The 23,798-nt window shown below is 68.5% G+C and carries 19 protein-coding genes; 13 read left to right on the forward strand and 6 right to left on the reverse strand.

The window, feature by feature from the left end:
• Positions 1 to 13 precede the first annotated feature (13 nt).
• Together ACF8LI_RS08020 and ACF8LI_RS08025 are read left to right on the forward strand one after the other, a co-directional pair.
• Positions 14 to 2,356, forward strand: coding sequence for an FdhF/YdeP family oxidoreductase (locus tag ACF8LI_RS08020; protein ID WP_392414481.1), 2,343 nt, complete (start codon positions 14 to 16; stop codon positions 2,354 to 2,356).
• A 10-nt stretch (positions 2,357 to 2,366) separates the two neighbouring features.
• Complete coding sequence (locus tag ACF8LI_RS08025; protein ID WP_012206611.1) at positions 2,367 to 2,648, forward strand: hypothetical protein; 282 nt, start codon at positions 2,367 to 2,369, stop codon at positions 2,646 to 2,648.
• Here ACF8LI_RS08025 and ACF8LI_RS08030 read toward each other — a convergent pair.
• Positions 2,612 to 4,618: a U32 family peptidase gene (locus tag ACF8LI_RS08030; RefSeq protein WP_392414482.1), complete on the reverse strand. Its 2,007-nt coding sequence runs from the start codon at positions 4,616 to 4,618 to the stop codon at positions 2,612 to 2,614. The genes ACF8LI_RS08025 and ACF8LI_RS08030 overlap by 37 nt on opposite strands.
• A gap of 466 nt (positions 4,619 to 5,084) precedes the next feature.
• Between ACF8LI_RS08030 and ACF8LI_RS08035 the strand changes: the two genes are divergently transcribed.
• The 4 genes from ACF8LI_RS08035 to ACF8LI_RS08050 all read left to right on the forward strand — a co-directional run bounded on the left by ACF8LI_RS08035 (position 5,085) and on the right by ACF8LI_RS08050 (position 9,772).
• Positions 5,085 to 6,344, forward strand: coding sequence for a branched-chain amino acid ABC transporter substrate-binding protein (locus tag ACF8LI_RS08035; RefSeq protein ID WP_392414483.1), 1,260 nt, complete (start codon positions 5,085 to 5,087; stop codon positions 6,342 to 6,344).
• Between the two features lie 60 nt (positions 6,345 to 6,404).
• Entirely contained in the window at positions 6,405 to 7,724 is a 1,320-nt protein-coding gene (gene tadA, locus ACF8LI_RS08040; RefSeq protein WP_392414490.1) for a tRNA adenosine(34) deaminase TadA, read from the forward strand.
• 286 nt (positions 7,725 to 8,010) lie between these two features.
• Positions 8,011 to 9,003: an LD-carboxypeptidase gene (locus tag ACF8LI_RS08045; RefSeq protein WP_034399682.1), complete on the forward strand. Its 993-nt coding sequence runs from the start codon at positions 8,011 to 8,013 to the stop codon at positions 9,001 to 9,003.
• Between the two features lie 19 nt (positions 9,004 to 9,022).
• Positions 9,023 to 9,772 carry a sterol desaturase family protein gene (locus ACF8LI_RS08050; protein ID WP_392414484.1) on the forward strand — a complete coding sequence of 250 codons (750 nt, stop codon included), beginning with the start codon at positions 9,023 to 9,025 and terminating at the stop codon, positions 9,770 to 9,772.
• Between the two features lie 130 nt (positions 9,773 to 9,902).
• Here the strand turns inward: ACF8LI_RS08050 and ACF8LI_RS08055 are convergent, their stop codons facing one another.
• Positions 9,903 to 10,283, reverse strand: coding sequence for a hypothetical protein (locus ACF8LI_RS08055; RefSeq protein WP_016449227.1), 381 nt, complete (start codon positions 10,281 to 10,283; stop codon positions 9,903 to 9,905).
• Between the two features lie 186 nt (positions 10,284 to 10,469).
• Here ACF8LI_RS08055 and ACF8LI_RS08060 point away from each other — a divergent pair, with 186 nt between their 5' ends.
• Complete coding sequence (locus ACF8LI_RS08060) at positions 10,470 to 13,004, forward strand: penicillin acylase family protein (protein ID WP_392414485.1); 2,535 nt, start codon at positions 10,470 to 10,472, stop codon at positions 13,002 to 13,004.
• Positions 13,005 to 13,039: 35 nt separating this feature from the next.
• Here ACF8LI_RS08060 and ACF8LI_RS08065 read toward each other — a convergent pair whose 3' ends face one another.
• The 3 genes from ACF8LI_RS08065 to ACF8LI_RS08075 all read right to left on the reverse strand — a co-directional run bounded on the left by ACF8LI_RS08065 (position 13,040) and on the right by ACF8LI_RS08075 (position 14,833).
• The gene (locus tag ACF8LI_RS08065) at positions 13,040 to 14,017 is read right to left on the reverse strand and encodes an alpha/beta fold hydrolase (RefSeq protein WP_017404109.1); all 978 of its coding nucleotides are present in this window, start codon (positions 14,015 to 14,017) and stop codon (positions 13,040 to 13,042) included.
• Between the two features lie 103 nt (positions 14,018 to 14,120).
• The gene (locus ACF8LI_RS08070; RefSeq protein ID WP_047469413.1) at positions 14,121 to 14,507 is read right to left on the reverse strand and encodes a type II toxin-antitoxin system HigA family antitoxin; all 387 of its coding nucleotides are present in this window, start codon (positions 14,505 to 14,507) and stop codon (positions 14,121 to 14,123) included.
• Positions 14,508 to 14,518: 11 nt separating this feature from the next.
• Positions 14,519 to 14,833, reverse strand: coding sequence for a type II toxin-antitoxin system HigB family toxin (locus ACF8LI_RS08075; protein WP_013801561.1), 315 nt, complete (start codon positions 14,831 to 14,833; stop codon positions 14,519 to 14,521).
• A gap of 200 nt (positions 14,834 to 15,033) precedes the next feature.
• Here ACF8LI_RS08075 and ACF8LI_RS08080 point away from each other — a divergent pair, with 200 nt between their 5' ends.
• The 4 genes from ACF8LI_RS08080 (at position 15,034) to ACF8LI_RS08095 (ending at position 20,292) form a co-directional block, all read left to right on the forward strand.
• On the forward strand, positions 15,034 to 16,362 hold the full coding sequence (locus tag ACF8LI_RS08080; protein ID WP_016451409.1) for an ABC transporter substrate-binding protein: 1,329 nt from the start codon (positions 15,034 to 15,036) through the stop codon (positions 16,360 to 16,362).
• A 97-nt stretch (positions 16,363 to 16,459) separates the two neighbouring features.
• Positions 16,460 to 18,199, forward strand: coding sequence for an iron ABC transporter permease (locus ACF8LI_RS08085; protein ID WP_016451410.1), 1,740 nt, complete (start codon positions 16,460 to 16,462; stop codon positions 18,197 to 18,199).
• Between the two features lie 6 nt (positions 18,200 to 18,205).
• Positions 18,206 to 19,297 carry an ABC transporter ATP-binding protein gene (locus ACF8LI_RS08090; RefSeq protein ID WP_012206598.1) on the forward strand — a complete coding sequence of 364 codons (1,092 nt, stop codon included), beginning with the start codon at positions 18,206 to 18,208 and terminating at the stop codon, positions 19,295 to 19,297.
• 83 nt (positions 19,298 to 19,380) lie between these two features.
• Positions 19,381 to 20,292 (forward strand): LysR family transcriptional regulator, encoded by a 912-nt coding sequence (locus tag ACF8LI_RS08095; protein WP_061287831.1) that lies wholly within the window; start codon positions 19,381 to 19,383, stop codon positions 20,290 to 20,292.
• Here the strand turns inward: ACF8LI_RS08095 and ACF8LI_RS08100 are convergent.
• Entirely contained in the window at positions 20,265 to 20,912 is a 648-nt protein-coding gene (locus ACF8LI_RS08100; protein ID WP_016449233.1) for a TetR/AcrR family transcriptional regulator, read from the reverse strand. The two genes, ACF8LI_RS08095 and ACF8LI_RS08100, sit on opposite strands and share 28 nt — an antisense overlap.
• 320 nt (positions 20,913 to 21,232) lie before the next feature.
• Here ACF8LI_RS08100 and ACF8LI_RS08105 point away from each other — a divergent pair, with 320 nt between their 5' ends.
• Complete coding sequence (locus ACF8LI_RS08105) at positions 21,233 to 22,657, forward strand: amino acid permease (RefSeq protein ID WP_151019897.1); 1,425 nt, start codon at positions 21,233 to 21,235, stop codon at positions 22,655 to 22,657.
• Between the two features lie 21 nt (positions 22,658 to 22,678).
• Positions 22,679 to 23,773: a 4-hydroxyphenylpyruvate dioxygenase gene (gene hppD, locus ACF8LI_RS08110; protein ID WP_016449235.1), complete on the forward strand. Its 1,095-nt coding sequence runs from the start codon at positions 22,679 to 22,681 to the stop codon at positions 23,771 to 23,773.
• The last annotated feature ends 25 nt before the right edge of the window (positions 23,774 to 23,798 follow it).

Below are 23,798 nucleotides of genomic sequence, written 5' to 3' on the forward strand. Positions count from 1 at the left end.
ACACTCCCGGCCCATGTCCGAACAAAAGATCGAGTTCTACAAGGGCGCCGCTGGCGGCTGGGGCGCATTGCGCAGCGTGAGCCAGGCCCTGATGCGCCAGGATATCGCCGTCAAGGGCGCCAAGACGCTGCTGTCGGCCAACCAGCCCGACGGCTTCGACTGCCCGGGCTGCGCCTGGCCCGACCGCAACCACCATTCCACCTTCGAGTTCTGCGAGAACGGCGCCAAGGCCGTGGCGGCCGAGGCCACGGCGCGCCGCGTGACGCCCGAATTCTTTGCCCGGCACACGGTGGCCGAGCTCATGGCGCAAAGCGATTTCTGGCTGGAAGACCAGGGCCGGCTCACCGAGCCCATGGTGTACGACGCGGCCAGCGACCGCTACCGGCCCATCGGCTGGGACAGCGCCTTTGCGCTGATTGCCCGCCACCTGAACGCGCTGCCCGACCCGAACCAGGCCATCTTCTACACCTCGGGCCGCGCCAGCAACGAGGCGGCCTTTCTCTACCAGCTGTTCGTGCGCGCCTACGGCACCAACAATTTCCCCGACTGCTCCAACATGTGCCACGAGCCCAGCGGCAGCGGCATGAAGCCGCAGATCGGCGTGGGCAAGGGCACGGTGCAGCTGGCCGATTTCGAGCAGGCCGATGCCATCTTCATCTTCGGCCAGAACCCCGGCACCAACCACCCGCGCATGCTGGGCGAACTGCGCGCAGCCCACAAGCGCGGCGCGCGCATCCTGAGCTTCAACCCGCTGCGCGAGCGCGGGCTGGAGCGCTTCCAGGATCCGCAAAGCAAGCTGGAGATGGCCACCCTGGGCGCCACGCCCATCAGCACGCACTACTTCCAGCTGCGCGTGGGCGGCGACATCGCGGCGGTCAAGGGGATCATGAAGCATGTGATCGCGCAGGACGATGCACTGGGGCACGGGTGCGGCGGCGTGCTGGACCATGCCTTCATCGCCGAACACACGACCGGCTTCGAGGCCCTGGCCGAGGACCTGCGGGCCGAGGACTGGGGCCTGCTCGAGGCCGAGTCCGGCCTGAGCCGCGCGCAGATGCAGACGGCGGCCGAGGTCTACATCGCCGCCCGCAGCACCATCGTCTGCTGGGGCATGGGCATCACGCAGCACATGCATTCGGTGGCCGCCGTGCAGATGCTGGTCAACCTGCTGCTGCTGCGCGGCAACATCGGCCGACCCGGCGCAGGCGCCTGCCCGGTGCGCGGCCACAGCAATGTGCAGGGCGACCGCAGCATGGGCATCTGGGAAAAGCCGCCGGCTGCGCTGCTGGACCGGCTGCAGCAGGTCTTCGGCTTCGAGCCGCCGCGCGCCAACGGCGTGGACGTGGTCGAGTCCATCCGCCTCATGCTCGAGGGCCGGGGCAAGGTCTTCTTCGCGCTGGGCGGCAACTTCGCGGCGGCCACGCCCGACACGCATGCCACCTGGCAGGCGCTGCGCCGCTGCGACCTGACCGTGCATGTGACCACCAAGCTCAACCGCAGCCACCTGGTGCACGGCCGCGAGGCGCTGATCCTGCCCTGCCTGGGCCGCACCGAGATCGACGTGCAGGCCGGCGGCCCGCAGGGCGTGACGGTGGAGGACTCCATGGGCATGGTCCATATCTCCAGCGGCATCAACCCGCCTGCGTCCGAGCACCTGCTCAGCGAGATCGCCATCGTCGCGCGCCTGGCTGCCGCCACGCTGGGCGCGCAGCGGCCCGTGCCCTGGCTGGAGCTGGCTGGCGACTATGCACGCATACGCGAGCTGATCGAGCAGGTCTTCGACGACTTCCACGACTTCAACGCGCGCGTGGCCGTGCCGGGCGGCTTCAAGCTGCGCAATGCGGCGAGCGAGCGCATCTGGGAGACGCCCCGGGGCAAGGCCGGCTTCTTCGTGCACGCCGTGCCGCGCGACACGCCCGTGCACCGCGCGCGCGCCGCGCGCAGCCCCGGCGCATCGCCGGTGTTCACGCTGTTCACCACGCGCTCGCACGACCAGTACAACACCACCATCTACGGCATGGACGACCGCTATCGCGGCGTCTTCGGACAGCGCCGCGTGGTCTTCATCCATGCCGAGGACATCCGCGCCCTGGGCATGAAGGATGGCGACTGGGTGGACCTGCAGACGGTGTGGGATGACGGCCAGCAGCGCAGCGCCGAGCGCTTCAGGCTCGTGGCCTACGACATTCCGCGCGGCTGCATCGCTGCCTACTATCCCGAGACCAATCCGCTGGTGCCGCTGTCGGCCACGGCCATCGTGGCGGGTACGCCCAGCTCCAAGTCCATTCCCGTGCAGCTGGTGGCGCACCGGCTGCCTGCCGTGCCGTCTCCCGCGCTGGAAGAAATGGCGGCCTGAAGTGCAAGGCATGGAAGAACTGGCCGCCGCCATCCTGCGCGAATTGGCCACCGAGCCCGCACCCATGTCCCTGCCCAGGCTGGGCAAGCGACTGGGGCAGGGCGCCAGCGTGCTCATGCGCTGCCTGGCGCTGATGGGCGATGCGCCCATTGCCGGCACACCGGGGCCGGGCTGGGTCAGGCTGGAGCAGGAAGAGGGGCGGTGGCTGGCGGCCCTGACGGAGCGCGGGCGCTTGTGGGTGGAGGCCGAAGCCTGTCAGGCGCTGGCCGAAGGCACGGGACGCGTGCGGTAGAACTGCATCGGAAACTCCTGCATTTCCTTGGCGTGCTGGTTGATCACCGCGCGCTTCATCTTGCCCACCACATGCATCTCGCAGGGCTTGCAGTCGAAGCGCAGCGTGAGTTTTTCCTTGCCGTTGATCAGCTGCAGCGGCTCGGCCTTGATCGTGCCCTTGACGCCGATGACGCCCTTGGCCTGCTTGGGGCACAGGCTCATGGAAAAGCGCACGCAATGCTTGGTGATCATCAGGCTGACTTCGCCTTCTTCTTCCTTGCTCTCGTAGGCCGCGTCGATGACCTTGACGCCGTGCTTGATGTAGAAATCGTGCGCCTTCTGGTTGTAGACGTTGGCCAGGTAGGTCAGCGTGTCCTCGGGGAAGGGCACGGGCGGCTCCACGGGCAGGGCGCGCGGCAGGCGCACGAAGCCGGCCTGGCGTGCGGCCTCCAGCGCGGCGACGGCGTCGCGGCGCAGCTGGTTCAGGGCCGAGGCCGGCACGAACCAGGGCTGGCTCAGTTGCAGGCCGATGTCATGCACGGAAAAAATGGTGGCGCCGAAGCGGCCCAGCTGCTCGCGCAGCGTGGCCTCGGCACGGGCTGCGTCGGTGGCGGCCTGGTGTTCCTGCACGATGGCGGCGGTGGCGGTGAAGCCGTCCTCGTCGGTCAGCGTGAGCGTAAAGCCGTCGGGCGTTTCCTTGAGTTCGGCCCACAGGCCGATGCGGCGGTCGCTGGATTTCTTGTCCAGCGTGCGCACCCAGGCCATGTCGCGGTTGCGGTTGACTTCCAGGCCCTTGCGCAGATCCTTGAAGCCGGCGATGGGGTCCTTGGGGAACAGGCGCCACAGCGACTTCTTCGCATCCACCGACTCGGCGCGGTTGATCTGCAGGCCCACCAGTTCCTTTTGCAGGTCGTAGTAGCACAGGCCGTCGCCGTTGTGCAGTTCGGTGTCGCGGCTCGAGGTCTCGATCTCCACGAAGTTCTCGCCCACCTTGGTGACCCAGCCGATGGCGCGGCCCGGTGTCTTGGGCGTGTCGAAGGCGCCGATGTCGTCCTTGCGGCCGTTGACGAAGTAGTCGGTGAACTCGCGGTTGAAGTTCTGGTCGGGGTCGGGCGTGAAGCTGAACGTGGTGCTGCCCGAGGACGAGCGCGCCAGCGGCGTGTCGGAGAACTCGCGCTCCTCGATGATTTCGTCCAGCAGCTTGCGGTAGTGGGCCGTGATGTTCTTCACATAGCCCATGTCCTTGTAGCGGCCCTCGATCTTGAAGCTGCGCACGCCGGCGTCGATCAGTGCGCGCAGGTTGTCGCTCTGGTTGTTGTCCTTCATGGACAGCACGTGCTTTTCGTGGGCGATGATGCGGCCGCTGGCGTCCAGCACCTCGTAGGGCAGGCGGCAGGCCTGGTTGCAGTCGCCGCGGTTGGCGCTGCGGCCCGTGTGGGCGTGGGTGATGTAGCACTGGCCCGAGTAGGCCACGCACAGCGCGCCGTGCACGAAGAATTCGATGGTGGTGCGCGCCGGGTCGGTGGCCGCACGCACGGCGGCGATCTGCTGCAGGTCCAGCTCGCGCGCAACGACGATCTGCGACAGGCCGGCATCCTGCAGGAAGCGGGCCTTCTCGGGGGTGCGGATGTCGGTCTGGGTGCTGGCGTGCAGCTGGATGGGCGGCAGGTCCAGCTCCAGCAGGCCCATGTCCTGGATGATCAGCGCGTCGGCACCGGCCTCGTAGATCTGCCAGGCCATCTTGCGCGCAGCCTCGAGTTCATCGTCGCGCAGGATGGTGTTGAGCGTGATGAAGATGCGGCTGCCGAAGCGGTGCGCGTGGTTGATCAGGCGCTGCAGGTCGCGGATGTCGTTGCCCGCCGTGGCGCGCGCGCCGAAGGCCGGGCCGCCGATGTAGACGGCGTCGGCGCCATGGTTCACGGCCTCGATGCCGATGTCGGCATCGCGCGCGGGAGACAGGAGTTCGAGCTGGTGGGGCAGGAGGGACATGGGGCTTTGTGGTGTTCTGTGTTCGTACCCGCACCGGCGTGGGGGGCCGGGCGTCGGGCGCAATGCGGGGGAAACTGGCCCCCACGCTACCCTTGCTGCGCAAGGTCCGCTGCCCCCCAAGGGGGCAGCTTTTTGTCTTGGGGCGGTCCGGCGACGAAAACCTCGCAGCCCGCTTGCGGTGAGGCGCAGCATTATCGCCGCAGCCCCGAAAAAACGCGCGCCAGGGGGTATGCGCCCGATGCCCGGACGCGCAGCGCCGGTTTTTGCCTATCCTTTAGGATGCGCACTGCACGGGCCGGGCCGCCATGCCGGACACCCTGGCCCGTGCCTGCTCCGCCCTCTGCCTGGTGCGCTTTCGCTGCGCCAGTCCTTGACCGGCCGGGCAGCGCCAGACTGGCCACGCCGCAGCGGATTTCGCTGGCCAAGGCGCCGTTTCACTGATTGACCGTTTTTTCCAGGAGTTGCCATGCACGCCTCGATTCGCCATTTCCCGTGGGCCGGCTCGGCCCTGCTGTGCGCCATGCTGGGCAGCGGCGGCCTGGCCTGGGCGCTGCCGGGAAGCGGCCCGGCCAACGGGCAGGCGGCAGGGGCTTCCGCTGCGGCGGCTGCACCCGGTACGGCCGCTGCACCCGCTGCGCCCGCTGCACCGGGTTCAGCCGATGCGCCCCTGGTGGTGCGCATTGCCCATGCCGGGCCGGTGTCCGGCCCCATTGCAAGCCTGGGCAAGGATGAGGAAAACGGCGTGCGCATGGCCCTGGACGATCTCAATGCCAAGGGCCTGGAGATCGGCGGGCGCAAGCTGCACTGGAAGCTGGAGGCCGGCGACGACGGCGGCGACCCCGGCCAGGCCGTGGCCCTGGCCCGGCGCCTGTGCGACAAGAAGGTGGCGGCCGTGGTCGGCCACCTGCAGTCGGGCACCACGCTGCCGGCCACGTCCATCTATCAGGACTGCGGCATCGTCATGGTCACGCCGGCGGCCAGCAACCCGGCCATCACCCAGTCGGGCTATGACACCACGTACCGCGTGATCGCCGACGACCGCGCCATGGTCGATGCGCTGGTGTCCCACGCCGTGGGCAAGCTGGGCGTCAAGCGCGTGGCCATCATCGATGACCGCTCGGCCTACGGCCAGGGCATCGTGGCGCTGTTCGAGGCCCAGGCGCGCGAGCAGGGCATCGAGATCGTGGACAAGCAGTACACCGGCGACAAGTCCACGGACTTCGTCCCCATCCTCACGGCCATCAAGGGCAAGAAGCCCGACGCCATCTTCTTCGGCGGCCTGGATGCCCAGGCCGGCCCCATGCTCAGGCAGATGGCCCAGCTGGCCATGGACAAGGTGCGCTTTCTGGGCGGCGACGGCCAGTGCACGCTGCGCCTGCCCGAGCTGGCCGGCAACGCGGCGCCGCTGCGCAACGTGACCTGCGCCGTCGGCGGCAGCCCGCTGGAGCGCATGCCGGGCGGCGCTGCCTGGAAGCAGCGCTATGACCAGCGCTTTGCCGACCAGTACCAGGTCTTCAGCCCCTACGCCTACGATGCCACCATGGTGCTGGCCCAGGCCATGGTGCGGGCCGATTCCATCCGGCCCGATGCCTATATCCCCTATCTGCGCCAGACCCGGTATGAGGGCGTGACGGCGCCGATTGCCTTCACGCCCCAGGGCGAGCTGCAGGCGCCGGTGGTCACGCTGTACCACTACGCGCAGGGCGTGCGCAAGGCGCTGCCCTGACGCGCTGACAACGTGGCTGCCGAACACCCTTTCTTGCCGCAGGCCGACGACGAGGCCTGGATGCGCGCCGCCCTGGAGCTGGCACGCGCCGCTGCCGGGGCGGGCGAGGTGCCCGTGGGCGCCGTCATCGTCAAGGGCGGCGCCATCATCGGCCGGGGCCGCAACGCGCCCGTGGCCCACGGCGATCCCACGGCCCATGCCGAGGTGCTGGCGCTGCGCGATGCGGCCGCGCACCTGGGCAACTACCGGCTGGACGACTGCACGCTCTACGTGACCCTGGAGCCGTGCACCATGTGCAGCGGCGCCATGCTGCATGCGCGCCTGGGCCGCGTGGTCTATGGCGCGGCCGAGCCGCGCACGGGCGCGGCCGGATCGGTGCTGGACGTGTTTGCGCTGCCGCAGATCAACCACCACACGCAGGTGACGCGCGGCGTGCTGGCCGGCGAATGCGCGGCCCTGATGTCGGACTTCTTTCGCACGCGCCGCGCCGAGCAGCGCGCGGCCCAGCCGCATCCGCTCAAGGACACGGCGCTGCGCCATGCGGATTCCACCTTCGGCGGCTTTGCCCAGCCGCAGTGGCGCAGCGACCTGCCGGCGCTGGCAGGCCTGCGCCTGGCCGTGGTCGATGAAGGACCGCACGATGCACCGCTGACCTGGCTGTGCCTGCACGGCAGCCCGGCATGGGGCCAGCTGTTCCAGCCCGTGCTGCCCGGGTGGCTCCAGGCCGGCCATCGCGTGGTGGTCCCCGACCTGCCGGGCTTTGGCCGCAGCGACCAGCCCAAGAAGGACAAGGCGCACAGCGCGGCCTGGCATGTGCAAGTGCTGCGCGAGCTGGTGCTGGCGCTGGACCTGCGGAACATCGTGCTGGTCGGCCATGACGATGGCGCGCACCTGGGCCTGGCCGTGGCGCAGGCCGAGCCCGCACGTTTTTGCGGCGCCTGGCTCATGAATGCCTGGCCCGCAGGCCCGGCGCCCGATGCCTGCATGCAATGGTTTGCGCAGGCGGCGCGCAAGCCGTCATGGCCCGTGGGCCGCGCCATGTGCGAGGTGGGCGAGGAGGCCGGCGCACAGCCGCAGGCCTGGAACCTGCCGTTTTCCCAACCCGGCCACCGCGCCGCGCTGCAGGCCTGGCCCCGCGTGCGGGCCGAAATGCCTGCGCTGCCGATGGCGTTGCTGGCGCAGTGGAGCCAGCAGCAGCGCCTGTGGGTGCAAGGCGGCGAGCACGATGTGCTGCTGCCCGCGCCCGCATGGCGACAGGCCTGGCTGCAGGCGCTGCCACAGCTGCCGCCAGCGCAGCTGCGCCTATCCCCGTGCGGCCATTGGGTTCCCCTGTGCGCAGCCGGCATGGTGGCCGACGCTGTGGAATACTTCCGCCCATAGGCCAGCGCCGCCGGCCCCTTGCCGGGGCTGCGCGGCGCCAGGTCCCCGTCTTCACTCCCCTTGCAATATGGAGCATGCCGGCCAGGGCCGGCATGGAACCACCTTGGCCACTTCGCGCAGTTCCCGCACCCCCCGCAAAACGGCAGCCGCTACCGCTACCGTTTCAGCCCCCGTTTCTGCTCCCGCAGATCACTCGCACGAGCATGTGCATTCAGCCGACGGCCAGTGCTGCGCGCATGGCCACGGGCGTGTCGATGACCATGGGGATGCCCACGACCACGAGCATGTGCACGCCGCCGACGGCAGCTGCTGCGGCCACGCGCATGACCAGGGTCCGCGCCACATCTATATCTACTCGCCCGCCGGCGCCGTGCGCGACAAGGCCGGTTTCAAGCGGGCCGTGCGCCGCCTGGAGGCCATGGGCCACCAGGTGGAGATCGATGCCGATGCGCTGAGCAGCCACCAGCGCTTTGCCGGCGACGACGCCACGCGCCTGGCGGCCATCGACCGTGCGGCGGCCAGCGGTGCCGACCTGGCGCTGCCCACGCGCGGCGGCTACGGCCTCACGCGCATCCTGCCGGGCATCAAGTACAAGGCCGTGGCCAAGGCCATCGCAGGCGGCACGCGTTTCGTGGGCCTGAGCGACTTCACGGCGCTGTCGCTGGCCCTGCTGGCCAGGACCGGCGCCACCACCTGGGCCGGCCCGCTGCTGGTGCACGACTTCGGCCGCCCCGATGCCGAGGGCGGCGTGGACGACATCATGCTGGACTGCTTCAACGACCTGCTCAGCGGCCAGGGCGAGGGCGCAGGCTGGCAGATGCCGAAGATCGGCCTGCGCGAAGACGGCAAGCCTGCCGTCAAGGACTTCTACATCAGCGGCGGCGCCACGCTGTGGGGCGGCAACCTGGCCGTGCTGGTGTCCCTGCTGGGCACGCCGTACTTCCCGCAGATCAAGGGCGGCATCCTGTTCCTGGAAGACGTGGGCGAGCATCCCTACCGCGTGGAGCGCATGCTGACCCAGCTGCTGCATGCGGGCGTGCTGGCCCAGCAAAAGGCCATCGTGTTCGGCCAGTTCAGCGAGTTCAAGCTCAGCTCGCATGACAAGGGCTTCAAGCTGCAGACCGTGATCGACTGGCTGCGCAGCCAGGTCAAGTGCCCCGTGCTGCAGGGCCTGCCCTACGGCCATGTGCCGACCAAGGTGATGCTGCCCGTGGGCGCGCCCGTGTCGCTGTCGGTCGAAGGGCGCGATGCGCTGATCTACTGGGGCCACGTGCACTGAGCGGCAAGGAGCAGACGGCATGCTGCAGACGTGGGAGTTCGCGGCCTACCCGCTGCTGGCGCTGATGTTCGTCGGCATCTTCACGCGCGAGGTGATCGCGCCGGCCTCGCGCAACCATTGCGACCGGCGCTGGCTGATCCTGTCCACGCTGCTGGGCCTGGGCACGCTGGCCACCACCTTGGCGGTAGGCCATCTGTTCTCGGACGGCATCCGCCGCCATGCGCTGCTGGACGTGGGCCGGCAATGGCCGGCCTGGGCCGTGGGCGCACTGAGCTTTGTGCTCACCAGCTTTGTCTTTTACTGGTGGCACCGCGCCACGCACCGGTCGGACACGCTGTGGCGCCTGTTCCACCAGCTGCACCACAGCGCGCCGCGCGTGGAGGCGCTCACGGCGTTTTTCGCCCATCCCATGGACACGGCCGCCGCCGTGCTGCTGAGCGCGCTGTCCAGCTACTGGGTGCTGGGGGCCAGCCCGCTGGCTGCCGCCTTCGCCATCGGCCTCACGGGGGCGTTCGACCTGTTCCTGCATGCCGACATCCGCACGCCGCGCTGGCTGGGATACATCGTGCAGCGGCCCGAGATGCACACCGTGCACCACCAGTACGGCCACCATGCGCAGAACTACGGCCTGCCCGTCTGGGACCTGCTGTTCGGCACCTGGGCCAATCCGGCCGAGCGGGCGGAGCGCCTGGGCTTTGATGCCGACAAGGCCGAGCGCGTGACCGACATGCTGCGCTGGCAAGACGTGCACAAGCAGAACTCCCCCTGAGGCGCTGCGCGCCTTCCCCCTCTCGCTTCGCGGGGGGGCGGCGCGGCCGGCGTAGGCCCTTGCTCGCTGTCCCTTGTTCTTGGCCGCGCCAGTTTTTGAGGCTCTGTACGGTGGCGGTGGGGGCTGACTGCTATTCGAGATACCGGCCGTTTTCCTTGCGGCGGGCGCGCATGCCGGTGCGCAGGAAGAGCACGGTGCCGCCTTGCTCGGCCAGCGGCGCGCGCGTGTCGCCGCACAGGTGGGCGTCCAGGCGCTGGGGCAGGTTCTCCAGCAGGGAGCGGATGGCGGACAGGTCGGTGTCGGCCGCTTCGGGGTGGTCGCGCACGAAGCCTTCAAGGTAGGCGCGGGCATCGGCCTGCAGCTGCTCGCGCGTGGTGGCCAGCGAGACGTAGCTGACGCCGGCCTGGCCCGGCGCCTCGGTTCCCAGCAGGTAGCAGCCTATGTAGTCACCACGGGGCTGGCCCACGGGCGGGTCCTGGCTGAGCTTCTTCAAGAGGCTGAAAGGCCACATTCCTGGTACTTCCTGTTTCTGTCTGGCGCCCTGCATCCAACTGCGCAGGGCGGGCGCTGATTGTCGCCTGAAGGCGGGGCCAGACTTGCTGACGATTCGTCGTGAGCAATGTGAGCAATGGACCAGTTCATATGCTACAAACTGCAACGCTACGATATGAAAAAAAAGCAGGGGGAAGGGAGAAGAATGGGAATCATGCGAATCCTGAACTCGCGATGGTGGAGCGTGGGCGCCGTGGCGTTGGTCGGCTCGGCCTTGCTGGCCGGCAGCGCGGTGGCCATCTATGCCGTGCGCGTGCAGCCGGTGCTCGACGGACAGCTCACGCTGGCCGGCCTGGAGCAGCCCGTGCGTGTGCGGCGCGACGAGGCCGACATCACCCACATCAGCGCCTTCACGCCGCAGGACCTGTGGCGCGCGCTGGGCCATGTGCATGCGCAGGAGCGCGGCTGGCAGCTGGAGTTCAACCGCCGCCTGATGCACGGCACGCTGTCCGAGGTCCTCGGGCCGGCCACGCTGGATACCGACAAGCTCATGCGTGCGCTGGACATACGCGGCGCGGCGCGGCGCCAGTACGCATCCCTGCCCGCCAACGCGCGCGAGGCGCTGCAGGCCTACAGCGAGGGCATCGCGGCCTTCTATGCGGCCCTGCCCATGCGCCAGCATCCGCAGGTGCCCGAATTCATGCTGCTGGGCACCACGCCGGGCGGAGGCGACAGCTCGGCCTGGGCGCCCGAGGACAGCGTGGGCTGGGCGCTGATGATGGCGCTGGACCTGGGCGGCAACTGGGGCAACGAGTTCGCGCGGCTGGCCGCGCTCTCGCAACTGGACACACAGCAGCTGTGGCAGCTGATGCCACCCTATCCGGGCGAGGCGCCGGCCACCTCCACCGACCTTGCGGCCCTCTACCGGGGCCTGGGCGTGTACCGCCAGGAGGCACAGGAGGCGTCTGCGCCCAAGGTGGCTGCCGCCGGCGAGGCGAGCGATGCCTGGGCCCGCTGGTCCCGCGACATGGTGCGCGATGCGGGCACCAACGACGGCAAGGGCAGCAACAACTGGGTGCTGTCGGGTAGCCGTACGGTCAGCGGCAAGCCGCTGCTGGCCAACGATCCCCATCTGGGCCTGAGCGCGCCCGCCATCTGGTACTACGCGCGCCTGCAGTCGCCCGCCGGCCATGCGCAGGACGGTACGCCGCTGGCGCCCATCGATGTGGTGGGGGCCACCCTGCCGGGCCTGCCCTTCGTGGTGCTGGGGCGCACGCGCGAGGTGGCCTGGGGCTTTACCAACACCAATCCCGATGTGCAGGATCTTTACCTGGAGCAGATCGATCCAGGCAACCCGGGCCGCTACCGCACGCCGGACGGCTGGGCGCCTTTCACCGAGCGCAGCGAGCGCATCAGGGTCAAGGGCCGGGCCGATGTGCAGCTCACGCTGCGCAGCACGCGCCACGGTCCTGTGATCAGCGATGTGCAGCCCCAGTACGAGGCCGTGCTCGACAAGCGCCGCTACGCCGTGGCCCTGCGCTGGGCGGCGCTGGACACCGACAACCTCACCGTGCAGGCCGGCCTGCGCGCCAACGAGGCGCGCAGCGTGGCCCAGCTGTTCGAGGCCTTTGCCGACTACCACTCGCCCATGCAGAGCATCGTCGCGGCCGATGTCCATGGCGACATCGGCTTCAAGGCCGCAGGCCGGGTGCCGCTGCGCGCGGCCGACAACGACCTGCGCGGCGTGGCGCCCGCGCCGGGCTGGGAGGCACGCTACGACTGGCAGGGCTGGCTGCCCTACGACCAGGCCCCGCAGGACGATGGAACGGCGCAGGGCTATCTGGCCACCGCCAACCAGCGCATCACGCGCGAGGGCTATGCCCACTTCCTCACCCAGGACTGGAGCCTGCCGTACCGGCACCAGCGCATCACCGAACTCATCGATGCGAAGGACAGGCACGACGTGGTCAGCATGGCCTCCATCCAGAACGACCAGACCTCGCTGGCCGCCCGTGCCCTGCTGCCGCAAATGCTCAAGGCCCTGGACGAAGCGCCGGCCACACATCCGCTGGCCGGGCAGGCGCGCCGGGTGATGGCGCAGTTCGACGGCCGCATGGATGCCGCGCAGGCCGCGCCCCTGATCTTTGCCGCCTGGGTGGACGAACTCACGCGCGGCCTGGTGATCCCGCGCATTGGCGCCCAGACCTTTGCGGCCACCTATGGCAAGCGCGACTACCGCGCGGGCATCGAAGGCATGCTGGAGCGCCGCGATGGCTGGTGGTGCGCAGCGGCGGGCTGCAGCGCCCAGGTCAGCCAGGCGCTGGACCGGGCGCTGGCGCGCCTGCAGGCCACGCAGGGCAGCGACCTGGGCCGCTGGCGCTGGGGCGCGGTGCATGCGGCCCTGAGCAGCCACCGGCCGCTGGGCAGCGTGGGGCTGCTGGCGGGCATCTTCAATGTCAGCGTGCCATCGGGCGGCGACAGCTACACCGTCAACGTGGGCCAGTACCTGCCCGGCGATGCCAGGGCGCCGTTCGCCAACCGCCATGCGGCATCGCTGCGCGCCATCTACGACCTGGCCGAGCCCGAGCGCTCGCTGTTCATCTACCAGACCGGCCAAAGCGGCGTGGCCCTGTCCAGCCGCTATGCGGACATGTCTGCCGAATGGGCCGACGGCCGCTACCGGCCGCTGCAGATGGCGCCCGCGCGCTGGCGCCATTCCATGATGCTGCGGCCCCAGTAGGTTGCAGCAGGCTGCAGCAGCGGCGCGCGCAGGCCTCAGGTGCCGAGGAATTGCTCGATCAGCCCGGCCACGGCCGCCGGCTGGTCGTGGTGCAGCATGTGGCCGGCGTCCTGGACCACGGCCGTGCGGCAGTCGGCAATCTGCCCGATGCGCTCGTGGTACTCGGCCAGCGTGTAGCGGTCCTTCCACCACATGCCCAGGCTGTCGTCGCTGGCTTCGATGGCCAGAACGGGCGCGGTGATGGCACGGTACAGGGCCAGGATTTCTTCCACGCGGAACAGCTGCGCGCTGATGAGCTTGTGCGCCGTGTCGCCCAGGATTTCCCAGCGGCCCTGCGCATTGGGCGCCGCCCAGTGGTGGGCCAGCCACAGCGCCTTGTCCTCGGGCAGGCGGCGGTTGGTCTTCATCAGCCGGCGCGCCACGTCCTGCACGCTGTCATAGCTCTTGAGTTCCATGCCGCCGCTGCGCAGCTGGCGCAACTCGTCCATCCACTGCGCATAGCGCGCAGGCGCCTGGTCTGGCCGGGTGGCCGGCATGCCGAAGCCTTCGAGGTTGACCAGCCGGCGTATGCGCGCAGGCCGCGCGCCCGCATACATCATGGACACGTTGCCGCCCATGCTGTGGCCCACCAGGTCCACGGGCGTATCGCCCGCCAGGGTGTCCAGCAGATGGTCCAGGTCGCCCAGGTAGTCGGCAAAGTCATGCCGGTCGGCAGGCCAGGCCGGCCGGCTCAGGCCGAAGCCGCGCCAGTCCGGCGCAATGATGCGGCGCCCCGCCATGAAGGCCTCGCCAAAGGCATCGACCACGAACTGGTAGGAGGCCGCCACATCCATCCAGCCGTGCACCAGCACCAGCGGCGCCAGCGCGGGATCGCCATCCACAGGTCCCCACTCGCGCACGTGGTACTCCATGGTGCGCACCGGCACCATGCGCGAGCGCCAGGGGCGTGTGGGAGCGTAGATGGGCGCTTCTTCAGCGGCCGTGGCGGGGAGGGAAGAGGGGGCTTGCAGCATCCCGCCGATTATTCCGGTTTGCTGCTGTGCAGCAGTCAGGGGCGGGACAGCGGTGGCTGGGGATTTCCCGGTGCGCCAGCACGCCTCCCGGCCGGGGTGGGCATCAACCGTGGCTTTCCGGGGCGGCGGTGCGCGGGCGGGACAGCAGGCTCTCGGCCGGTATGCCCAGGTCATGAAGCCTGTAGAGCATGTTCAGCGTCAGGGGGCGGCTGCGGTTGAGTATTTCGTAGATGCGGTTGGTCTGCCCGATGTAGGGCACCAGGTCCTTGACCGTCATGCCCCGGGACTCCATGAGCAGGCGCAGCGCATCGATAGGGTCGGGGGGAGCGATGGGGTAGTGCCTGGCCTCGTAGGCCTCAACCAGCGTTCCGAGAATGTCCAGCCTGTCGCCGTCGGGCGTTCCCGGGGCCGGGTCCTTGTCGATCAGTTGCGAGATCTCGGTCAGTGCTGTCCTGTAATCCTGCTCGGTCCGGATGGGGCGGATTTCCATGGTCATTCCTTTCATTGCAGGCTCTGGTCCACTGTGGCGGCATCCACCTTGTCGTACTGCGCGTGCGTGCCTATGAACTTGATGTACAGCCACTGCTGCCTGTAGGCGATGGCGGCAATCAGGCGGTAGTCGTTGCCCTTGACGTTGAACACGACCCGGTTGTTGCCCACGATGCTGGCATTGCCGATCTGGTCCTTCACGTCCTGGGGGCAGGTCCACTGCGCGCGGGTGGCCATGTCGAACCACGCCTCAAGCGGTCCTTTGGCATCCGCATGCTCCGGCCTGCTGTAGAAATTGACGAGGGTGGAACGGGCCACGATGTGCATGGGTGGATGTTAGTCCCAAATTGGGACTAGGCTGCCGGCATGGTCTTTGTGCTCTTTGCCGTGCTTGTGCTTTCGCGCCGGGTTAACCCGAGCGCCGCCGCCGCTGATGCACGGCATCAGAAACAATGATTGGCCGGCCGGGCCGGCGCTGCCTACAGTGGGTTGCAGATCGACCGCACAACAACCCGAAGGAGACAGCAATGCAGCAACGCAGATGGCTGACGGCCGCCATGGCCGCAGGATTGTGGGGCGCCGCCATGGCGGCGCAGGCCGGCACGGTGACGGTGCTGACCTCGTTTCCCAAGGAGCTGACCACGGCCTACCAGAAGGCCTTCGAGGCGGCCAATCCGGGGATCAAGATCGAGATCCTGAACAAGAACACCACGGCCGCCGTGGCCTATGTGCGCGAGCTGCCCGAGGGCCAGCGGCCCGACATCATGTGGGCCAGCGCCCCTGATGCCTTCGAGGTGCTGGCGCGCAACAAGCTGCTGACCGCCGCGCCCGAGACGCGCAATCCGGCCGCGCCCGCCAAGATCGGCAACTACCCGCTCAACGACCCGCAGGGCCTGTACTACGGCCAGGCGCTGGCCGGCTACGGAATCATGTGGAACACGCGCTACCTGAAGGCGCACAAGCTGGCGGCGCCCAAGGAGTGGAGCGACCTGACGCGGCCCGAGTACTTCGGCCACATCGCCATCTCCTCGCCCTCGCGCTCGGGCACCACGCAGCTGACGGTGGAGACCATCCTGCAGGGCGAGGGCTGGGACAAGGGCTGGCGCCAGCTGCTGTCCATGATGGGCAACGCCGCCGCCGTGACCGACCGCAGCTTTGCCGTGCCCGATGGCGTGAACAACGGCCAGTACGGCATAGGCATCGTGATCGATTTCTTCGGGCTGGCGGGCAAGTATTCGGGCTTTCCGGTGGACTTCGCCTACCCGGCGATGACGGCCGTGGTGCCGGCCAACATCGCGCTGATCGCGGGCGCCAAGAATGCCGACGAGGCGCGCAAGTTCATGGCCTTCACCATGTCGGTGCCGGGCCAGCAGCTGCTGTTCGACCCCAAGATCAGCCGCCTGCCCATCCTGCCCTACAGCCAGCTGAAGGCGCCGGCCGGCTACCCCGTGCCGCAGGAGGTGGCGCAGCGCGCCAAGGTGCAGTTCGATGCCAATCTGTCCGAGTCGCGCTATGCCGTGGTGATCAGCCTCTTCGACCAGATGGTGACCTTCCGCCTCAAGGAGCTGCAGGCGGCCACGCGCGCCATCCAGGAGGCGCACAAGGCCCTGCAGGCCAAGCCCAATGCCAAGGGACAGGAGCTGCTGGCGCAGGCGCGCGACATCGCCTACTCGCCGCTGGTGGGCGAAGCCAATGTGAAGGACGAGCAGTTCCTGGAGCTGTTCCGCAAGAGCCGGCGCGATGTGGCCGTGTCCAAGGAGCTGACGGGCCTGGAGCAGATGTGGGCCGACAAGGCGCGTGCCAACTACGAGCGCGCGGCCAAGCTGGCGGCCGAGGCGCGCGGCCTGGCCCGGTAGGTGGCGCAGTAGGTGGCGTGGTAGGTGGCGCAGGGGCCCGGCACCGGGCGCCTGCATGCACTCCCCTTGACAGTCTCTTTCGCTGCGGAGCATTCGCATGAGCATCGATTCCATGGCGGCGCCCGGCGCCGCCCCCCTTGCTGCGCGCGCACGGCGCATTCCGTCGGGCTGGGGGCCGTGGCTGGCCTTCGCGCTGATCCTGGCCTTTTTGCTGGCCTTTCTCATCGTGCCCGTGGGCATGGTGGTCTACACCGCCTTCATCAATGAAGGCGGCGGGCTCACGCTGGGGCACTTCGGCAATTTCTTCGGCCAGACCGTCTTCCGCGAGTCGTTCTTCAACAGCCTGGGCGTGTCCCTGGCCAGCGTGTTCTTCGCCAGCCTGATCGCCGTGCCGCTGGCCTACCTGACCGTGCGCTTCGAGTTCCGGGGCGCGCTGCTGATACAGACGCTGGGCGTGCTGCCGCTGATCATGCCGCCCTTCGTGGGGGCGGTGGCGCTGCAGCTGATCTTCGGGCGCAGCGGCTCGGTCAACCTGCTGCTGGACGACTGGTTCGGCTTCACCGTGCCCATCATGGAGGGGCTGACGGGCGTGATCTTCGTGGAGAGCATCCACTACTTCCCGTTCATCCTGCTCAACCTCGTGGCGGCCATGCGCAATATCGACGGGGCCATGGAGGAGTCGGCGCTGAACCTGGGCTCGCGTGGCTTCCGGCTGTTCCGGCGCGTGATCTTTCCGCTGGCCATGCCCGGCTACCTGGCGGGCGCGGCCCTGGTGTTCGTCAAGGTGTTCGACGACCTGGGCACGCCGCTGGTGATGGGCGTGACCAATATGCTGGCGCCCCAGGCCTATCTGCGCATCACCTCGGTGGGGCTCGATGATCCGCTGGGCTATGTGATCAGCGTGATCATGATCGCGTTCTCCATCGTCGCCCTGTGGCTGGCCGCGCGGGTGATGAAGGGCAAGGACTACGCCACGCTGCAAAAGGGCGGCAGCGCGCTGCAAAAGCGCCGGCTGTCGGCCTGGGAGGCGCTGCTGGCCTATGGCTGGATCGCCCTGGTGCTGCTGGTGGTGCTGGCGCCGCACATCGGCATCTTGCTGATGTCGTTCTCCAAGGTCTGGAGCTTCTCGGTGCTGCCCGACAGCTATACGCTGGAGCACTACGCCACGGTGTTCACCGACTCGGGCTACATGATCGGCAACACGCTGCTGTACTGCCTGATGGCGGCGGGCATCGACGTGGTGATCGGCACCGCCATCGCCTACCTGATCCTGCGCACCCGGCTGCCTGCCCGGCAGTGGCTGGACTACCTGGCCTCGGTGGCGCTGGCGATTCCGGGGCTGGTGCTGGCCATCGGCTACCTGCGGCTGTTCAAGGGCGTAAACCTGCCCTTCACCGATACGCCAATCGTCACCACCTGGGTGCTGATCATGCTGGCCTATGCGGTGCGGCGGCTGCCGTATGCGCTGCGCTCGTGCATGGCGGCGCTGCAGCAGGTGCACATCTCGCTGGAGGAGGCCGCGCAAAGCCTGGGCGCGGGCCGCACCAGCGTGATACGGCGCGTGATGGTGCCGCTGATGGCCGGCGGCATCCTGGCCGGCTTCGTCACCAGCTTCATTACGGCGGCGGTGGAGCTGTCGGCCACCATCATGCTGGCCTCGGCCCAGAGCCAGGCGCCCATGAGCTACGGCATCTACCTGTACATGCAAAGCATCTCGGGGCGAGGACCCGGTGCGGCATTGGGCGTGCTGGCCGTGGTCGTGGTCGGCCTGGGCACGTATTTCTCGCACCGCTTCGTGGAGCGCTCGCGCGCCACCGTGCAATCGACTTCGGAGTGAACCGCCATGCACCTGGACCCTGTCTCCCTCGAATGCAGGCACATCAGCCTGAGCTACGGCAGCAACGAAGTGCTGCGCGACGTCAACCTCAAGATCGAGCCCGGCGAGTTCTTCGCGCTGCTGGGGCCTTCGGGCTCGGGCAAGTCCACGCTGCTGCGGCTGATCGCGGGCTTCAACCGGCACCAGCGCGGCGAGCTGCTGGTGGGCGGGCAGGACATCACGGGGGTGCCGCCGCATGCGCGCAACATCGGCATGGTGTTCCAGAACTACGCGCTGTGGCCGCACATGACGGTGTACGACAACGTGGCCTTCGGCCTGGTCGAGCGCCGCGAAAGCCGCGACACCATCCGCCGCAAGGTTGGCGAGGTGCTGGAGCTGGTGGGCCTGTCGCAGTACGCGCAGCGCCGCCCGGGCCAGCTGTCGGGCGGGCAGCAGCAGCGCGTGGCGCTGGCGCGCACCGTGGTGATCGCGCCCAAGCTGCTGCTGCTGGACGAGCCGCTGTCCAACCTCGACAAGCAGCTGCGCGTGCAGATGCGCGAGGAACTGCGCAGCCTGCAGCGCAAGCTGGGCCTGACCACCATCTTCGTCACCCACGACCAGGAAGAGGCCATGACCACGGCCGACCGCATGGCCGTGCTCGACAAGGGCGTGCTGCAGCAGGTGGGCTCGGCGGCGGGGCTGTACGACTATCCGGCCAACCGCTTCGTGGCGGGCTTTGTCGGCACGGCCAATGTGCTGGAGGGCGAGGTGCTGCCAACGATAGGCGAGTCGCTGGTCTTCAAGGTGCCGGGCCTGGGCACGCTGACCCTGCCGCGCCCGGCCCAGCCGCCCGTGCCGGGGCGCGCAGCGCTGGCCTTCCGGCCGCACCAGGTGCAGATTGCGGTGCGCGACGATGCGGGCGATGCCTCGCGCGTCTGGGTGGAAGGGCAGATCGAGAGCGCCGAATTCCTGGGCGAGTTCTCGCGCTACCGCGTGCGCGTGGGCGAGGTGGCGGTGGTCGCCGACCAGGCGCACTACGCGGGCATTGCCATGTTCCCCATGGGCATGCCGGTGCGCCTGGGCATCGAGCCCACGCAGCTGCGCTACCTCGATGAGTGAACGATGAGACGGCTAGGGATGTTCCCTGACACCCGGGCCTGCCCGGGCCGCAGGCCCTGGCGCCTGCGCTAGGCTGGCCGCCCATGGAGATGTATCAGCTGCGCGCCTACGTCACGGCGGCCACGCTGGGCAGCGTCACGCGCACGGCCGAGGCCCTGCATCTGACGCAGCCCGCCATCACGGCCCAGATCAAGGCGCTGGAGGAAGAGCTGGGCGTGGCGCTGTTCGACCGGCGCCCGGGCCGCATCAGCCTCACGCGGGCCGGCGAGGCCCTGATGGAGCCCGCCCGGCAGGTGCTGGATGCAGCGGGTCGGCTGCAGGGCCAGGCCCGCGAGCTGCAGGGCGAGGTCACCGGCCAGCTGCTGCTGGGCACGGTGGCCGACCCCGAGGCGCTGCGCCTGGGCTCGCTGCTGCATGGCCTGGTGGAGGCGCTGCCGCTGCTGGACATCAAGACACGCCATGGCTGGGCCGAGGAGCTGCGCGCGCAGGTCGCGGCCGGCGGCCTGCAGGGCGCGTTCTACATCGGCGCCCACATGCCGCGCGACCTGGGCGCGCTGGTGCTGCAGACACTGCACTACCGCGTGGCGGCGCCGCCCGCGCTGCGCGAGCGCGTCCTGCAATCGGGCTGGAAGGACCTGGCGCAACTGCCCTGGATCGGCGCGCCAGCGCAGCACCATGAGCAGGCCCTGCTGCTGGCGCTGTTCGCCCGCCAGGGGCTGAGCCCCAATCAGATCGTGGAAAGCGATGCCGCCGCCGCGCCCGAGAGCCTGGTGCGCGCCGGCCTGGGCCTGGCGCTGCTGCGCGAGGACCGCGCCCTGGCCGCGGCCGAGCATGGCTGCGTGGCCATCTGGCCGCATGCGCGCGTGTCGGCGCAGCTGGGCTTCATCCACCCGCGCGAGGCCGAGCACGACCCGGCCCTGGTGGCCACGCTGTCGCAGCTGCGCAGGGTCTGGGGACTGACCGAGGTTCAGGCGGCGGCGCCGCCGCCGGCCTGAGGGGTGCCTGCCTGGACGATGGCCTCGACCAGCGCATCGAGGCTGCCCTGGCGTTCCTGCTCGCCCACCTCGAACAGCTCCAGCACGCCGGTGCCGCGCAGGATGGCGAAGGCCATGGCCGCAAAGCCCTGGGGGCGGGGATGGTGGGCCGCGATCTCGGGGAAGACGTCCAGGAAGCGGGTGTAGAACACGCTGTCCACATGTACCCGGCGCGCGTCCACGCGGTCGAATAGCGAGGGGGAGGCCTTGCAGCCGAAGAACATGCTCCAGGCCGCCTGGTAGTTGGCCGCGCCGAAGATGTTGTCCCAGGCCAGGGTGACGAAGGCCTCGGCACGCTCGCGCAGGGGCAGGGCCTTGTCGGGCCAGACCGTGCCCTGGTCGCTCAGCGGCTCCATGACCTCGATGACCAGCCGCTCCATCAACGCATCGCGGCTCTCGAAGTGGTGCTGCAGCGCGCCCAGCGACACATCGGCGCCGCGCGCGATGGCCTGCAGCGTGGCGCTCTTGAAGCCGCCCTCGCGCAGCAGCGCCAGGGCGGAGTCGATGATCTTGCGTTGCGTTGTCTCCACACGCTCGGTCTGCGGCGTGCGTGCGCGCCGCTGCGTGGCGGACGTCGTCATGTTCTGGGCTCCAGAGGGCAAAAAAATAATAGTAGATTGTTTTTGTTTGTTGCGGGCGTTCAACCGTTGCCGGAGTGCGGCATGGCGGGCGGCAATGCGTCGATGGCCTTTGCTACTCCTTCTTTTTGGGCTTGTCCATAGGGATAAATTACAAGAAATAATAATTTATTGTTTTTTATAGTTGATACCCATCAACAAGGGGCGCACAACGCCCCGCATTCCAACAGGCACCCCACGAGGAGACATTGCCGTGAAGACCACCGAAGTGTTCCAACCCCTGCGCCGCCGCGCGCCTTGCTGAGAGCCGGAGCACCCCCTTGATGCACAGTTCTTCTTCGCAGGGCCATCTGGAGCGCAGGCTCAAGAACCGCCATATCCAGCTCATCGCGCTGGGCGGCACCATCGGCACGGGCCTGTTCCTGGGCTCGGCCGGCATCATCGAGCTGGCCGGCCCGTCCGTGCTGCTCGGCTACGCCATTGGCGGGCTGATCATCTTTTTCATCATGCGTTTCCTGGGCGAGATGCTGGTCGAGGAGCCCAACGCGGGCTCGTTCAGCTATTTCGCCAACCGCTACCTGGGCCGCTTCGCGGGCTTTCTGGCGGGCTGGAACTGTGTGGCGCTGTATGTGCTCGTGGGCATGCTGGAGCTGACGGCCGCAGGCAAGTTCATCCAGTTCTGGTGGCCCGGCATACCCACCTGGGTGACGGCGGCGGTGTTCTTCGTGCTGATCAACGGCGTGAACTTCATCAACGTCAAGGCCTATGGCGAGTTCGAGTTCTGGTTCGCGCTGATCAAGATCGTGGCCGTGATGGCCATGATCGGCGCAGGCCTGTATTTGCTGTTCAGCGCCGACCGGCCCGAGCAGACCGTGCGCAACCTGTGGACGCACGGCGGCTTCTTCCCCAACGGCTTCTCAGGCCTGGTGATGGCCTTCGCCTTCATCATGTTCGCCTTCGGCGGCGTGGAGATGCTGGGCTTCGCGGCGGCCGAGACCGACCAGCCGCGCACCGTCATCCCCAAGGCCGTGAACCAGCTCATCTACCGCGTGCTGGTGTTCTACATCGGCTCCATGGCCGTGCTGATGTCGCTGATGCCCTGGACCGACCTGCTGGGCCAGCTCAAGGCCGGCGGCGACACCTACAGCAGCAGTCCCTTCGTGCTGGTGTTCTCGGGCCTGGGCGAGAACGTGGCCGCCCACCTGCTGAACTTCGTGATCCTCACGGCCACGCTGTCGGTCTACAACAGCATGGTCTACAGCAACAGCCGCCTGCTGTACGGCATGGCCAACGAAGGCAATGCGCCGCGCTCGCTGATGCAGGTCAACCGCCGCGGCGTGCCGGTGCGGGCCATCGTCTATCCGGCCATCTTCACGGCGCTGGCCATCGTGCTGAACTATGTGGCGCCGGCCGGCGTGCTGGAGTTGCTGATGTCGCTGATCGTGGCGGCGCTGGTGATTACCTGGACCATCATCATCGTGGCGCACTGGCGCTTTCGCCGGGCCCATGCGGCACGCGGGACCGTGCTGGGCTTTCCCGCACCGGCCGCGCCGCTGACCAATGCCATCTGCCTGGCCGCCATGGCCCTGGTGGTGGGCGTGATGCTGCTGACACCGTCGGTGCGGTCCTCCGCGCTGGCCATTCCGATCTGGGTCCTGGTGGTCTACGGGGCCTATCGCCTCGTGTTCCGCCAACGTCCCACGCCTGTGCTGGAATCCGTACTGGAACCCGCGCACATCCCCCGTTGAAACCTTCAAGGAGAACCAACCATGGCAGACCTGTTCGACAACCCGATGGGCCTGATGGGCTTCGAATTCGTGGAATTCGCATCGCCCACGCCCGGCGTGCTGGAGCCGCTGTTCGAGAAGCTGGGCTTCACGCTGGTGGCCAGGCACCGTTCCAAGAACGTGCTGCTGTACCGCCAGGGAGGCATCAACTTCATCATCAACAATGAGCCGGGGCAGGCCGCCTATTTCGCTGCCGAGCACGGCGCCTCGGCCTGCGGCCTGGCCTTCCGCGTCAAGGATGCGCACCAGGCCTACAAGCGCGCGCTGGAGCTGGGCGCGCAGCCGGTGGAGATCCCCACGGGTCCCATGGAGCTGCGCCTGCCGGCCATCAAGGGCATCGGCGGCGCGCCGCTGTACCTGATCGACCGCTTCGACGAAGGCAAGTCCATCTATGACATCGACTTCGAGTTCCTGCCCGGCGTGGACCGCAACCCCAAGGGCCACGGCTTCCAGGTGGTGGACCACCTGACGCACAACGTCTACCGCGGCCGCATGACCTACTGGGCGGACTTCTACAGCAAGCTGTTCAATTTCCGTGAGATCCGCTACTTCGACATCTCGGGCGAATACACCGGCCTGGCCTCCAAGGCCATGACGGCGCCCGACGGCCTGATCCGCATCCCGCTGAACGAGGAATCGCGCCAGGGCGGCGGCCAGATCGAGGAATTCCTCATGCAGTTCAACGGCGAGGGCATCCAGCACATCGCGCTGCTGACGGACAACCTGCTGGACTCCATCGACCAGCTGCAGATGGCCGGCATTCCGCTGCTGACCGCGCCCAACGACATCTACTACCAGAACCTGGAAGGCCGCCTGCCCGGCCACGGCCAGCCCGTGGGCGAGCTGCAGGCACGCGGCATCCTGCTGGACGGCACGACCGAGGGCGGCCAGCCGCGCCTGCTGCTGCAGATCTTCTCCCAGCCCATGCTGGGCCCCGTGTTCTTCGAGTTCATCGAGCGCAAGGGCAACTACCGCGAGGGCTTCGGCGAAGGCAATTTCAAGGCCCTGTTCGAGTCCATGGAGCGCGACCAGATCAACCGCGGCGTGCTGCAGGCCGAGGCACCGCAGGGCGCCTGATCCCGACGGACGCAGCGCGCCCGCC

Origin of the sequence: Delftia sp. WSY_12, from assembly GCF_043104645.1 — a bacterium.
In the GTDB taxonomy this organism is placed as follows: domain Bacteria; phylum Pseudomonadota; class Gammaproteobacteria; order Burkholderiales; family Burkholderiaceae_C; genus Comamonas; species Comamonas tsuruhatensis.

Excerpts from the sequence above, each read along its gene's own strand:
- ACF8LI_RS08020 (WP_392414481.1), top strand. The coding sequence starts at position 14 with ATGTCCGAACAAAAGATCGAGTTCTACAAGGGCGCCGCTGGCGGCTGG.
- ACF8LI_RS08025 (WP_012206611.1), top strand. The coding sequence starts at position 2,367 with ATGGAAGAACTGGCCGCCGCCATCCTGCGCGAATTGGCCACCGAGCCC.
- ACF8LI_RS08030 (WP_392414482.1), bottom strand. The coding sequence starts at position 4,618 with ATGTCCCTCCTGCCCCACCAGCTCGAACTCCTGTCTCCCGCGCGCGAT.
- ACF8LI_RS08035 (WP_392414483.1), top strand. The coding sequence starts at position 5,085 with ATGCACGCCTCGATTCGCCATTTCCCGTGGGCCGGCTCGGCCCTGCTG.
- tadA (WP_392414490.1), top strand. The coding sequence starts at position 6,405 with ATGCGCGCCGCCCTGGAGCTGGCACGCGCCGCTGCCGGGGCGGGCGAG.
- ACF8LI_RS08050 (WP_392414484.1), top strand. The coding sequence starts at position 9,023 with ATGCTGCAGACGTGGGAGTTCGCGGCCTACCCGCTGCTGGCGCTGATG.
- ACF8LI_RS08055 (WP_016449227.1), bottom strand. The coding sequence starts at position 10,283 with ATGTGGCCTTTCAGCCTCTTGAAGAAGCTCAGCCAGGACCCGCCCGTG.
- ACF8LI_RS08060 (WP_392414485.1), top strand. The coding sequence starts at position 10,470 with ATGGGAATCATGCGAATCCTGAACTCGCGATGGTGGAGCGTGGGCGCC.
- ACF8LI_RS08065 (WP_017404109.1), bottom strand. The coding sequence starts at position 14,017 with ATGCTGCAAGCCCCCTCTTCCCTCCCCGCCACGGCCGCTGAAGAAGCG.
- ACF8LI_RS08070 (WP_047469413.1), bottom strand. The coding sequence starts at position 14,507 with ATGGAAATCCGCCCCATCCGGACCGAGCAGGATTACAGGACAGCACTG.
- ACF8LI_RS08075 (WP_013801561.1), bottom strand. The coding sequence starts at position 14,833 with ATGCACATCGTGGCCCGTTCCACCCTCGTCAATTTCTACAGCAGGCCG.
- ACF8LI_RS08080 (WP_016451409.1), top strand. The coding sequence starts at position 15,034 with ATGCAGCAACGCAGATGGCTGACGGCCGCCATGGCCGCAGGATTGTGG.
- ACF8LI_RS08085 (WP_016451410.1), top strand. The coding sequence starts at position 16,460 with ATGAGCATCGATTCCATGGCGGCGCCCGGCGCCGCCCCCCTTGCTGCG.
- ACF8LI_RS08090 (WP_012206598.1), top strand. The coding sequence starts at position 18,206 with ATGCACCTGGACCCTGTCTCCCTCGAATGCAGGCACATCAGCCTGAGC.
- ACF8LI_RS08095 (WP_061287831.1), top strand. The coding sequence starts at position 19,381 with ATGGAGATGTATCAGCTGCGCGCCTACGTCACGGCGGCCACGCTGGGC.
- ACF8LI_RS08100 (WP_016449233.1), bottom strand. The coding sequence starts at position 20,912 with ATGACGACGTCCGCCACGCAGCGGCGCGCACGCACGCCGCAGACCGAG.
- ACF8LI_RS08105 (WP_151019897.1), top strand. The coding sequence starts at position 21,233 with ATGCACAGTTCTTCTTCGCAGGGCCATCTGGAGCGCAGGCTCAAGAAC.
- hppD (WP_016449235.1), top strand. The coding sequence starts at position 22,679 with ATGGCAGACCTGTTCGACAACCCGATGGGCCTGATGGGCTTCGAATTC.